This window comes from Streptacidiphilus carbonis, assembly GCF_000787775.1.
Lineage (GTDB): Bacteria > Actinomycetota > Actinomycetes > Streptomycetales > Streptomycetaceae > Streptacidiphilus > Streptacidiphilus carbonis.
On sequence record NZ_BBPM01000008.1, the window covers coordinates 1 to 12,693 of the forward strand.

8 protein-coding genes are annotated in these 12,693 nt (G+C 71.7%); 4 read left to right on the forward strand and 4 right to left on the reverse strand.

What is annotated here, in order from left to right; translation table 11 throughout:
* Together TR46_RS08305 and TR46_RS08310 are read right to left on the reverse strand one after the other, a co-directional pair.
* Positions 1–438, reverse strand: a 438-nt coding sequence (locus TR46_RS08305) for a hypothetical protein (RefSeq protein WP_152626349.1), incomplete at its 3' end; no start/stop codon positions are given.
* Between the two features lie 12 nt (positions 439–450).
* Positions 451–915: a hypothetical protein gene (locus TR46_RS08310; RefSeq protein WP_152626350.1), complete on the reverse strand. Its 465-nt coding sequence runs from the start codon at positions 913–915 to the stop codon at positions 451–453.
* A gap of 912 nt (positions 916–1,827) precedes the next feature.
* Here TR46_RS08310 and TR46_RS08315 point away from each other — a divergent pair.
* On the forward strand, positions 1,828–2,925 hold the full coding sequence (locus TR46_RS08315; RefSeq protein ID WP_052432628.1) for a glycoside hydrolase family 5 protein: 1,098 nt from the start codon (positions 1,828–1,830) through the stop codon (positions 2,923–2,925).
* Here the strand turns inward: TR46_RS08315 and TR46_RS08320 are convergent.
* A complete protein-coding gene (locus TR46_RS08320) occupies positions 2,915–5,260 on the reverse strand; it encodes an FUSC family protein (RefSeq protein ID WP_236655261.1) in 2,346 nt (781 codons plus the stop codon). The two genes, TR46_RS08315 and TR46_RS08320, sit on opposite strands and share 11 nt — an antisense overlap.
* A gap of 300 nt (positions 5,261–5,560) precedes the next feature.
* Here TR46_RS08320 and TR46_RS08325 point away from each other — a divergent pair, with 300 nt between their 5' ends.
* The 3 genes from TR46_RS08325 to TR46_RS08335 all read left to right on the forward strand — a co-directional run bounded on the left by TR46_RS08325 (position 5,561) and on the right by TR46_RS08335 (position 10,056).
* Positions 5,561–6,745 (forward strand): cytochrome P450, encoded by a 1,185-nt coding sequence (locus tag TR46_RS08325; RefSeq protein WP_042396255.1) that lies wholly within the window; start codon positions 5,561–5,563, stop codon positions 6,743–6,745.
* 194 nt (positions 6,746–6,939) lie between these two features.
* Positions 6,940–8,400: an aldehyde dehydrogenase family protein gene (locus tag TR46_RS08330; protein WP_042396256.1), complete on the forward strand. Its 1,461-nt coding sequence runs from the start codon at positions 6,940–6,942 to the stop codon at positions 8,398–8,400.
* 153 nt (positions 8,401–8,553) lie between these two features.
* A complete protein-coding gene (locus TR46_RS08335) occupies positions 8,554–10,056 on the forward strand; it encodes an MFS transporter (RefSeq protein ID WP_042396257.1) in 1,503 nt (500 codons plus the stop codon).
* A gap of 57 nt (positions 10,057–10,113) precedes the next feature.
* Here TR46_RS08335 and TR46_RS08340 read toward each other — a convergent pair whose 3' ends face one another.
* Entirely contained in the window at positions 10,114–12,450 is a 2,337-nt protein-coding gene (locus TR46_RS08340; protein ID WP_152626351.1) for a D-alanyl-D-alanine carboxypeptidase, read from the reverse strand.
* Positions 12,451–12,693 lie beyond the last annotated feature (243 nt).

Here is a 12,693-nt window from a genome sequence, read left to right on the forward strand (position 1 = left end):
CGTACAGCCCTCCAGAATTCCCTCGATCTGTCTGCGGATACAGGTTTCCCGGTCTCGGAGATCCTGACCAATCCGATCCTTGATCATCTGAGCCAAAAACTCGCCCAGCATCCGGTCGGATTCCGACGCCAGCACCCCTACTCGTTCCAGCACTGCGTCCTCAAGTCGGAAACTGAGGCTGACCGATCCGCCCTCGTCTGGGTGCAGCGAAACGATAGCGTCCACCGGGAGGAGTTGATCATCGGCAATGTCAGCCCAGGTCCGCGCGAACGCTTCATCCTGATTTTCCGCCAAGATTACCACTGCGATACGGGACCGGTCCGCAGAAAACGCGAAGTGGCCATCACCGATCAGCTCGACAGCCCGAACCCACCCAATCCCGATGGGCCGCTCCAGCAGAACCTCCAGCGCAAACCCCTGAGGCATTGCAACTCCCATGGATCACCGATTCTATTCGAGACGCAAGTCGCCATCCGGAAGCCGGCCGTCGAAATATCCATCAATGAGGCTGACGATCCCCGGTGGATAGATATGGCGGCGATTCTCAAGCAACTGATCCTGCCCCCACCAGACATGTCGCCCATCATTCAAATGACCGACGCGATCCGGCCGGGAAGTCTCTAGGCGGATAATGAGAACGGTCAGCGCCGTCCTTCGGTCGCATTCCCAGCCCTCCACCGGGCTCGGCCAGAAACGACCACGCATTTCGCCGAACCGAAAGGCAATGTCACCGAAAGCAGCGGACATGAAGGCGCGTGCGGCCGAATAGCAGGTGACTTCCGACTCCAGCAACAACTCGGGAGGCGTCCACCCCCTGCAGCAGGAGCCGCAGAGAAACAGGCTCTTCTCGGCGTCCGCAATCAGGAGCATCGTTCGGCGCGCGAAGCGCGGCTCAGGAATCCACACAGGATCCAAGATCCGATGCTGCTACTTAAATAGCAACTCGACTGGGCTATTCGGGACCTACATGACGAGTGCCCCGAGCTGGAAGGCCTGGCCCCGAGAGGGGCTCTCAGACGCGCTCGCGCCGGCCACCCACAGGGACGCCACGGGCCACAGGTCAGCGCTTCGTCCCATCAATGACAGAGGCCGCCTGACCTGCGCGTTCGCCCTAGGGGCGTTGGAGAATCCAGGGGTACGCGTTGCTCACCCTGACAGCCTGGGCCCACCGACCTGCAGGGTTCGGGTTTCCGACAGATCCCACTAAGGCGGGGTGCACCGCTGGCGTGGTGTACCGGGTCACAGTGTAGCGGCTGTCGACCATCGTCCGGGGCGACGGTCCGGGCGACGTGGACCACGGGCGGATCGTGGTCGTGGTCGCGCTCGGAGTGGTCGGCGATCGGTCACGCCGGGGGGCCTTCCTGCTATGTCGGCATCGGACCGCACATACCCGAACGGATAGCTACACAAACCAATGAGCTGGCCGTACCTGATTGAGTGTTATGCCGGAAATGGTGGTTTCCCAGCCTTCGCACTTCCAACAGAAACCTTCGGGCAACGGTCTTGACATGCACCGGCACCGCATCCCAGACTCACTGACCAGGCAGCCGATGTTCACGTAAACATTGATCCGACCGGTCACTGTGAGCGACGGCGCCCCGTGCTGACCAAGGCCGTTTTTCCATCCGCAGGCGGGCCCGACAGCCCAGTGCTCCACCGTTCACTCGGGCGTCCTCCACCGCCGGCAAGGAAAGCCGGGCCAGCTTCCGTCCCACTCGCGCGAACCGACGCGCAGCACCTCGAAGACCTCCAGCACCGGCTACCAGGTGACCCCTGCCTGGTTCGCTGCTGCCTCCACCCCCGCGAACACCCTGGAGAGGCACGCCCATGCCCAGCAGCAGCAACTCAAGCTCCAGCAACCCCCGCCCCGGGTTCCGGCGCCGGTCGCTGACCGGCGCCGCCCTGGCTGCCGCGGCGGCGGCTCTGGTCTGCGCGGCGGCAGTCCCGGCCGCCGCGGCCGGGACCCCGCACGCACCGGCCCTGGTGCCGGGCCAGTTCCACGGCGTCAACTGGGCCGATCAGCGCGACAACTTCGCCGACGACGCCCTCCTGCTGTCCGGGCTGTCGCCGACTGACGACTACCGGACGACGTTCCACAAGGCCACCCGCATCATCGCGGCCTTCCGGGCCAACCTCGGGGCCAACACCGTCCGAATACCCGTCAACCCCTACACGGTCAACGCCGGTTACTGGAACTCCTACCGCGCCGTGTTCGACGCCGCCACCGCCCAGGGCTTCAACGTCGTCGCCGCCTACTGGGAGGGAACCGGCGCCCAGAAGGACGGCAGGATCGACGACACCGCGCAGTTCTGGCGCATGTGGAGCACCCTCACCCGGACCTACGCGCACAACCCGCAGGTCTACTTCGAGCCCATGAACGAGCCGTTCGGCTACACCCCGGCCGAGTGGGCCGACATCGCCGCCCAGTGGCTGCAGACCTTCCCCGCCGTCCCCCGTGACCGGGTCTTCGTCAGCGGCAGCGGGTACAACGACAACGTCACCTCCGTCTGCGCCGACAGCCGCCTCGACGGCACCTATCTGTCGCTGCACCACTACGGCTACTGGGGCACCCACACCTACGCCGAGTGGCTCGCCGACTTCAAGGTACGGGTCGGCGGCTGCGCCCCGCGCACCGTCGTCGACGAGTTCGGCGCATCGATGACCACCGGCCTGGACTACGACCAGCCGGCCGCCGGCAACAACGAGGTCGCCTTCATGCAGGCAGACACCGACGCCATCCGCGCCCTGCACATGGGCGCGGTCTACTGGCCCGGCCTGCGCACCGACGACACCTACAGCCTGGAGACCCTGATCGGCACCGCCGACCGGCCCTGGCTGGCCACCACCAACCAGTCCGGCGCCGACCGACTGGCCTGGGCCTGGGGCCGTGGCAAGCCCGCCCTGGAGGATCCGGTCACCGGCTGAGCCGTGCTCCCGGCCGGGCCGCGGCGGCCCGGGCCAGGGTGGGTTGGAGGCGGCGGGCGGCGTCCACGTGGTCGCCGGTCCAGATGATGCGGACGGCGGTGGCGGTGCCCTGGCCGTCGGCGCCGGTGAGGTCGTGGCGGACCGACTCGACCAGGCGGGCCGCCGACGCCGGGTCGGGCAGGACCGGGGCCGGGACGGCGGTTGCGTGGTCCAGGCCGGTGGCCAGGTCGCGGTACCAGTCGGTGACCCGGGTCGCCGTCCCCAGGATCTCCAGTCGGGCGTCGGTGCGCTCCACCTCGGTGCGGGCGTCGCCCGGCTCGCGCCAGAGCGAGACCACCGCGTCGGCCGCCAGGCGCAGTCCGACCACGCCGGTGACCAGCGTGGTCATACTGGCCAGCGGGAGTGGCTTGGAACCGCGTTCGGCGAGGTAGCTGCGGAAGGCGTCGTCCAGCCTGCGGGCCGAGGCGGCGGCGTCGCGGCCCTCCTGCAGTGGTGCGGCGGCGGCCGGCATCGGGCCGGCGGTGCAGCAGCCGACCGCGTACTCGACCGCGCCGACCAGGTAGCGGGCGCTGTCGGTGTAGGCGTCCGCCAGCGCCCGGTCGACGGCGGCGTCGGCGCCTCGCGGCCAGAAGAACAGCGCCACCAGCACGCTCACCCCGCAGCCGAGGGCGATGTCCTGGAGCCGCAGCAGCACGATGTGCCAGTCCGGGTTCTGGCCGATGTTGAACAGCACCACCAGGGTGACCGTGAAGGCCGCCTGGCCCGCGGTGAAGGAGATCGCGGCGGGGGCGATGCCGGCGATCAGCACGGCCACCGGCAGCAGGAACCACAGGACGGTGCCGTGATGGCCGATGAGCTGCAGCAGCCCGGCCCCGATCACCGAGCCGATGACGGTGCCGAGTACCGCCCGGGCCGCGTTCTGGCCGGTGTTGAGCGCGTTGGAGCGCAGCACCGAGAGGGTGCCCAGCAGGACCCAGAACGAGTGCTGAGCACTGGTCAGGTCGGCCAGGGTGACCGCGATGCCGAGGCCGACGGCGCCGCGGAGGCTGTTGTGCAGCCACACCGAGTGCGGCTGCAGGTGGGCCGCGGCACGCTCCCGCGCGGCGGCCAGCGGCTCGGTCAGGGCACCGGGCTCGCGGCCGAGCAGGCGCTCCGGCCAGCTGCGGCGCTCGGCCGCCGAGGCCAGGTCGACGTTGCTCGCGATCTGCAGCACCGCGAAGCCCAACTCCTGGGCTCGGAAGGAGAGGTCGAGGGTGGCCAGGAAGCCGTAGACCGCCGTCGCCGCACCGTCGGCGGACGGCCCGTTCGCGACATCGCCCGACGCCCCGACCGACGGCCCGACACCGTCCGACGGCCCGGCACCGTTCACCGGCCGGTCCACCGGCAGGCGCGTGGTGGAGCTGCGTTCCATGCCGTCCATGTCCGCGCGCAGTTCGGCGCAGGCCGCCTGCAGTCTGCCGCCGTCGCCGTGCAGGTCGCCGAGCAGGTCGGCGGCGCGGTCCAGCAGTTCGGCGGCGGCCCGGCGCACGGCGCGGGCCGCCGGGTCGCAGGCCGGGACGTCGTCCGTGTAGGACGCCTTGTCGGCCAGGATGCCGGTGAGCCAGGTGAGTTCGTCGACCAGGCGGACCAGGGCGCGGGAGGTGCTGGACAGTCCCGTGGGCCGGTAGGGAGTGGCGTCGAAGGTCCGCCGGAGGTCGGCCGCCGCGGTGGCGACCCGGCCCGCGGCGGCGTGGCAGTGCTTCGCGTCCGGAGCGCCGGGGCCGCGGTCCAACCGGTCGGCCTCGGTGCGCAGTTGCTCGGCGGCGGCGCGGCAGACCCGGGCCGCGGGCGCGCTGAGCGGGTCCGCGGCAGGTCGGGGCCACAACAGCGAGATCGCCAGCATGGCCGCGGCCGCGGCCAGCCCCGCTCCGGCGAGCCGGTCCGGCAGCTGCGACAGCGGCACCGGGCTGGTCACCGGAAGCACGAAGGCCAGCAGCAGCGCGGTCGCCGATCCCGCCAGCACCGAGCTGACCACACCGGCGAAGAGCACCATGAAGCCGACCGCCACGGTGGCCAGGACGGCGAGCCAGGTCAGCTTGGCGGCCAGGGTGCCCAGGCAGATCAGCACCACCCAGGCCACCCCCAGGCCCAGATGCGCCCGCAGCCGCTGCACCATCCGGCCGGTGAACTCCACCAGCAGCAGCATCGAGAAGGATCCGAAGGCCGCGAAGCTCGCCATCGCCGGCGAATGGAACACCTGGGAGCAGAGGGCGAACAGTGCGGGCATCACCAGCGCGGTGCGCCCGGCCTTGCGCGTCGCCGCCAGCCCCGGGTCATGCGCCCGCAACCACCCCACGGCCCCCCTCACGGCCCCGCTCACGGACCCACCCGCGGCCCCGACGGCTCCACCGACTGCCCGGTCCGGTACCTGCATCAGCCCGTGCACCTCCGGTCTCAGGGCGGCGACCTGCCCCGTCCAGGACGAGTATCCACGCCGACCCGCCCCCGGGCGCGAGGAAGCGCCGCCCCGGGCTGCCCGGTACCCGGCGCGGCGGCGCGTATCAACAGCGCGTGTCGAGCAGCAGGTATCGACAACTGCATCTATCGACAGGTACGCGTATCGACAGCCGGCCGCCGCCCTGGATAGCCTCGGTCGATGATCACTGGCAGCTCTCCGCTCGGGGCGGCCGCGACCCTGGCGGAGCTCACCGAGGACCCCCATCCGCTGCTGGCCCGGCTCAGGGCCGCGGAGCCGGTGTCCTGGCTTCCCACGCTCGGCGGCTGGCTGGTGACCCGTCGCGATCTCGCGGTCGCGGTGATGCGTGACGCGCAGACCTACACCGTGGACGATCCGCGCTTCTCCACGGCCCAGGTGGTGGGCCCGAGCATGCTCTCCCTGGACGGCCCGGAGCACGCCGTCCACCGTGACCCCTTCACCGCGCCGTTCCGGCTGCGCGAGCTGCACGGGGCGGGGTTCGCCGAGCGCATCCAGCAGGAGGCGACGCGGCTGGTGGACGGACTGGGCCCGCACGGGACGGCCGAACTGCGCCGGGCCTTCGCCGGACCGCTGGCCGCCGTGGTGATGACGGACATCCTCGGTCTCGCCGGAGCCGACACCGCCACCGTCCTGGCCTGGTACGACGGCATCGTCCACGCGGTCAACGAGATCACCGAGGGCCGCCCGGCCGGGACCGAGGGCGCCGCCGCTTACACCGAGTTGCGCCAGGCTGTCGCGGACACGGTGCAGGCGGGTGCGCGCGCCGACAGCGGTCGCTCACTGCTCCTCAGCGCCGCCGGGCGGCTCGGCCTGCCCGAGCTGACCTCCAACGCGGCGGTGCTGCTGTTCGGCGGCATCGAGACCACCGAAGCGATGATCGCCAACGCGCTGCTGCACCTGCTGGCCGACCCCGACCTGCCGGCCCGGGTACGCGCCGACGACAGCCTGCTGGACAACGCTGTCGAGGAGTCGCTGCGGCTGGAGCCGGGCGCGGCGGTGGTCGACCGCTACGCCACCCGCGACACCCGGCTGGGCCCGGCCGAGATCCGGCGGGGCGACCTGGTCACCGTCTCCCTCGCCGGGGCCAACCGCGATCCGGCCGTCTTCGAGGACCCGGACACCTTCGACATCGACCGTGCCAACTCCCGTCTGCAGCTGGCCTTCGCGCACGGTCCGCACTACTGCCTCGGCGCGCACCTGGCCCGCCTGGAGACCCGGATCGCGCTGCGCACCCTGCTCGACGCCCTCCCCGGCCTCCGCCTGGACCCGGAACGTCCGAGCGCCCCGCGCGGCCTGGTCTTCCGCAAGCCCCCTACGCTGCACGCGCTCTGGACCGCCACCTGACCGGTCTGCCGCCCGACCTGGCCACCGCCCGCCACCTGCTGCCCGCCACCTGCTGCCTGCCACCTGCTGCCCGCCCCCGACCAGCCCGCCCCCTGACCGTCCTACCGTCCGATCGGGTCCGAACTCCCGTACGGCTACTACGCTCGCGAGCATCCGGCCAGCCACCGCCTCGGACGGCGAAAGAAGGCATTCCCATGACCCTGCACCGTGACCTGCTGATCAACGGCCAGTACGTCCCCGCGCTCTCCGGCCGTACCACCGAGGACCTCAACCCGTTCACCGGCGAGGTCTACGCGACCGTCGCCGCCGCCGGGGTCGAGGACGTCGCCCGCGCCGTGGAAGCGGCCCATGCGGCGTTCCCGTCCTGGGCCGCGAGCAGCCCCTTCGCCCGGCGGGCCGTGCTGCTGGCCGCCGCGGACATCCTGGACGGCCGGGGCAAGGAGGCCGCCGAGCTGATGGCCGGCGAGACCGGCGGGATCACCCCCTGGGCCTACTTCAACGTCGCGCTGGCCGCCAACATCCTGCGCGAGGCCGCCGCCGGAACCACCGCCCCGCGCGGCGAGGTGCTGAACGCCCAGGAGGAGGGCGTGCTCGGCCTGGCGATACGTCGGCCGCTCGGCGTGGTGGCCGCCTTCGCGCCCTGGAACGCCCCGCTGATCCTGGGGATCCGCGCCGTCGCCGCGCCGCTAGCGGTCGGCAACACGGTCGTGGTCAAGGCCAGCGAGGACGCCCCGATCGCCTGCGCCCTGTTCCTGGCGGACATCCTGCGCGAGGCCGGGCTGCCGGACGGCGTGCTGAACGTGATCACCAACGACCGCGCAGACGCCGCCGTGATCGCCGAGGCGCTGATCGCGGACCCCCGGGTCCGCGCCGTCAACTTCACCGGCTCCACCGAGGTCGGACGCGTCATCGGCACCCACGCCGCCCGCCACATCAAGCCCGCCGTGCTCGAACTCGGCGGCAAGAACGCCATCATCGTGCTGGACGACGCGGACGTGGACTACGCGGTGGACGCCGCGGTTTTCGGGGTGTTCATGCACTCCGGCCAGATCTGCATGTCCGGCGACCGGGTACTGGTCCACCGGAGCCTGGCCGAGGAGTTCACCGCCAAGTTCACCGCCAGGGTGGCCGCCCTGCCCGCCGGCGACCCCGCCGACCCCGGCACCGTGATCGGCCCGCTGGTCGGCGCCGGCTCGGCCGCGCGCGTGGCCGCGCTGGTGGCGGACGCCGTCGCCAAGGGTGCGACGGTACTGACCGGCGGCGGCGAGCCGCAGGGCGCGCTGCACCCGGCGACCGTCCTCACCGGCGTCACCGAGGACGCCGACATCCACACCCGCGAGATCTTCGGCCCGGTCTGCGTCGTCGCCACCTTCGCCGACGACGACGAGGCCGTCGCCCTGGCCAATGCCACCGAACAGGGCCTGACCTGCGGAATCATCACCGAGAACGGCACCCACGGCCTCGCCGTGGCCGAGCGCATCGACACCGGCATCGTGCACATCAACGACCAGTCGGTCGCCGACGAGCCGCAGTCGCCGTTCGGCGGCACCAAGTCCAGCGGCTACGGCCGCTTCGGCGGCCACTGGGGCCTGGACGCCTTCACCACCACCCGCTGGGTCACCGTGGCGACCAAGCACGCGCACTACCCGTTCTGACCGTCGGGCCGACCGCCGGGCTGACCGCCAGGCTGACCGTCGGGGCGCCGCGACCACGTCCGGGTCGCACTGCAGCGTTGGGCCGATCGGCTTAGGGTCCTATGTACACCTTTGTACATTTTCGCTGTGGCTTTCCTTATTGGGAGCGGCGCCATGACCCGACCGACCACGACCACAAGCCAGGGTGCATCCGGCCTCACCCGTTCCGCAGGCGAGAACCATCGCTGGTGGGTCCTCGCCGTCATCGGCCTGGCCCAGCTGATGGTGGTGCTCGACGCGACGATCGTGAACATCGCGCTTCCGTCCGCGCAGCAGGACCTGGGCTTCACCAACGGCAACCGGCAGTGGGTGGTCACCGCCTACGCGCTGGCCTTCGGCAGCCTGCTGCTGCTGGGCGGACGCGTCGCGGACCTCGTGGGGCGTAAGCGGATCTTCCTGATCGGCCTGGTCGGGTTCTCGGTCGCCTCCGCCCTCGGCGGCGCCGCGCCCAGCTTCGAGGTCCTGGTCACCGCCCGCGCCCTGCAGGGCGCCTTCGGCGCGCTGCTGGCACCCGCGGCGCTGTCACTGCTGACCACGACCTTCACCGACCCCAAGGAGCGCGCCAAGGCCTTCGGCATCTACGGCGCCATCGCCGGCACCGGCGGCGCGGTCGGCCTGCTGCTCGGCGGGCTGCTCACGGAGTACCTGGACTGGCGCTGGTGCCTGTTCGTCAACCTGATCCTGGCCGCCGTCGCCTTCGCCGGCGCGGTGCGGCTGCTGCACGCCGGCGCGCCGGAGGACCCGCCCAAGCTGGACATCCCCGGCACTGTGCTGGTGTCGCTCGGCCTGTTCGGCCTGGTCTACGGCTTCTCCAACGCCGAGACGCACTCCTGGAGCTCGGTCGGCACCTGGGGGTTCCTGCTCGCCGGGGTGGTCCTGGTCGGCGTCTTCGCCTGGTGGCAGACCCGCACCCCGCATCCGGTGCTGCCGCTGCGGGTGGTGCTGGACCGCAACCGCGGCGCGTCCTTCCTGGCCATGTTCATCGCCGGCGCCGGGATGTTCGGCGTGTTCCTGTTCCTGACCTACTACCTGCAGCAGTCGCTGGCGTACTCGCCGGTGCTGACCGGAGTGGCCTTCCTGCCGATGGTGGTGATGATGATCGTCACCTCGGTCACCGCCACCAACGCGCTGGTGCCCCGGCTCGGTGCCAAGCCGATCGTGCCGGTCGGCATGCTCCTCGGCGCGCTCGCGATGGCCTGGCTGACCAGGCTGGACCTGCACAGCAGTTACGCCGCAGATGTGCTGCCGCCGCTGCTGGTGCTGGGCGTCGGCATGGGCCTGATCTTCGCCCCGGCGATGTCCCTGGCCACCGCGGGCGTGGCCGCCCATGACGCCGGCGTGGCCTCGGCCACCGTCAACACCAGCCAGCAGGTCGGCGGTTCGATCGGCACCTCGCTGCTGAACACCCTGGCCACCAGCGCGGCCACCGCCTACCTGGTCGGCAGGCAGGTGACCCCGGCCAACCAGGCGCAGGCGCAGCTGCACAGCTACTCGACCGCGTACTGGTGGTCGGCCGCGTTCTTCGCCTTCGGGATGGTGGTGTGCGGGCTGATCTACCCGGCCGGCAGGCCGGTCGTCCACGCGGAGCAGGAGGGCGGCGCGCCGGTCCACATGTGACACCTGTGCCGCCTGTGCCATCTGTGACGACGCGCCGCCCCCCGGATCGGGCCGGGTTCACCCCAGCCGGGTGAGCTTCGCCCCGGCGGTGGGCTGCTTCAGCTGGGACTGCAGCTGCACCGGCACCGTCTGGGCGCTGGCCCCGGTGCCGACCACCAGGTTGCCGACCGTGGTCCCGGCGGCGGCCTGGTGCGGCAGGCCGCCGCCGACCGGCTCCAGCGAGATGTCCACGGACAGACCGCCCCAGCCGGCGACGGTGACGTCCTTGGACACCACCACCGGGGTCTTGCCGCCCAGGCCGTCGTCCACGTACCCGACCACGTCGCCCTTCTTGGCGACGGTGTGCGCCTTCAGCGCCCCCTCGGCGCTGATGACGACCTTCTTGCTGTTCTTCAGCACGTTGGGCAGCCAGCCGCCGCCGTCCCCGCCGGTGGCGGGCTGGCTCAGCACCACCCCGACGATGGTCCGGGTGGTGCCGCCGACCTTGGTCTGCGCGGCCCACATCAGGCAGCCCAGGGCGGAACTGCTGGTGCCGGTCTTGACGCCGATCACGCCGTTGCCGCCGAGCAGGCTGTTGTTGTTGTAGGTCAGCGTTCCGCCCGGCGGGGTGAACGAGGGGGTGCTGACGATCTCCCGGAACACCGCGTCCTGCATGACCACCTCGGCCAGCTTGAGCTGGTCGTTCGCGGTGCTCTTGGTGGTGCCCTCAAGGCCGCTGGGGTCGGTGTAGGTGCTCTTGGTCATCGACAGCGCGGTGGCCTCGGCCTGCATCTTGGTGACGAAGGCCGCGTCGGTGCCGGCGTCCCAGCGGCCCAGGAGCCTGGCGATGTTGTTCGCGGACGGGATCAGCAGCATCTCCAGCGCCTGGTACTCGCTGATCTGCTCGCCGACGGTGACCTTGACGACCGACTCCTGGTCCGTGACGCCGGTGTTGTAGTCGTTCACCGCCTGCTGGTCGACGGTGATCGTCGGCCCCTGGTCGCCCTTCTTGAGCGGGTGGTCCTTGAGGATCAGGTGGGCGGTCATCACCTTGGTCACGCTGGCGATCGCCACCGGGTTGTCCGAGCCGGAGTGGCCCAGGGTGCCCAGGCCGGAGACCTCGGCCGTGGCCTGGCCGCTGGCCGGCCAGTCGAGGGTGGGCGCGGAGCCGCCGAACGCGTACGCGGAGTCCGCGGTCATCTTGAGGCTCGGCGAGGGCAGCGGGCGCAGCACCTGGACGATGGCCAGGATCACCAGCAGGAAGCAGAGCAGGACGCCCCAGATGCTGATCCGCTTGATCGCGCGGCGCAGCGGGCTGGACGGCTTGCGGCTGAGCGACGCGAGCACGTCCATGGCCTCGGAGGTGCTCTCCGGGCTGGGGCTGAGCGGGGCGGCCCCGCCGGGGGCGGGCGGCTGGGGGCTGCGGCCCCAGCCGAACTGCCCGAGGCCCGAGGAGGACTCCTCGGCCTGCGGCGGCTGCGACTGCGACTTCGGCGGCTGCGGCGGGGCCTGCTGCCACCCGTAGGCCTGCTGCTCCGGGGCGTCGTACGGGGGGACCTCGGTGTGCTCCCGGGGGCCCTGCGGGATCGAGACCTGGCGCAGCGCCCGGGTGGGTTCGTCCAGCTTGGGGACGCGCAGAGCGGTGGTGTGCTGGTCCGGGACGGCCTCGGCCGGCGCGGGCCGGTCCGACTCGGGCAGGCGCATGGCCGTGGTCAGCTCGTCCGCCCCGTCGGGGGCCGGCTCGGGCCGGTCCGGCTCGGGGAGGCGCAGAGCGGTGGTGGGCGAGTCGATCCTCGGGCCCGGACCGCCGACAGGCTCGTCCGCGGCAGGCCCCGCGGGCCGACCCTCCGAGTCGCCCGCCGGGCGAGCGGGCGTGACGCCGACCGACACGGCCTGCGCCTCGGCATCCGCATCCGGGTCCGCATCGGAGACAGCGTCTCCGTCAGCAGCCTCCACAGCGGACCCCGCAGGCTCGCGCCGGTCCGCAGGCGCGTCGCCGAGCCCCTCCGTCCGCTCCTCACTGCGCGAGCCCGCAGGACGCTCCTCGGCGGGCGCGTCCGCAGAGCGCCCCTCGGCAGGCGCGTCCGCAGAGCGCCCTTCGGAGCGCGCGTCCGCAGGACGCTCTTCGGTGCGCGGGGCCGCGCGCTCCGTGGTCCGCGGGGTCGCTGCCTCGGCTCCGCCCGCAGCTGCGGGCCCCCCGGGGCGCGGGTCCTCCGCGCCGCGCTCGGTACGCGGGTCCGCGGAGCGCTCCGCGGCGGCCCCGGCCGCAGGCCGCTCCTCGGCCGGTCCCGCCGACTCGGCGGGTTCCGCGGGCCGGGACGGTCCGGACGCGCGGCTGAACCATGGCTCCGGCTTCGCCGTCCGGTCCTCGCCCGCTTCGCCGATCCGCTCCACCCTGTCGGGGGACTCGCCCACGTAACCCAACCTCCTCGCACGCCCGGACAGACGTCCATACCCGGACGCCTCTCCCCAAGTTTCTTTCACAACCACGACATCGCTGGTCCGCCGCACCTTCGACCGGCGATTCCTTTGTGATACCAGCCCCTCCTGTGGCAGACGTGGGGCTCATCCGAGCGGTTCCCGAGATCACGGTGTCGTGTCACTCTCGAGGCACTCTCGACAGCAGGGTGTGAGAGGCGTCACTCTGTCTTCATCCAC

What these genes read in the sequence shown, in the direction of transcription:
- TR46_RS08315 (WP_052432628.1), top strand. Translation starts at nt 1,828, where the DNA reads ATGCCCAGCAGCAGCAACTCAAGCTCCAGCAACCCCCGCCCCGGGTTC.
- TR46_RS08325 (WP_042396255.1), top strand. Translation starts at nt 5,561, where the DNA reads ATGATCACTGGCAGCTCTCCGCTCGGGGCGGCCGCGACCCTGGCGGAG.
- TR46_RS08330 (WP_042396256.1), top strand. Translation starts at nt 6,940, where the DNA reads ATGACCCTGCACCGTGACCTGCTGATCAACGGCCAGTACGTCCCCGCG.
- TR46_RS08335 (WP_042396257.1), top strand. Translation starts at nt 8,554, where the DNA reads ATGACCCGACCGACCACGACCACAAGCCAGGGTGCATCCGGCCTCACC.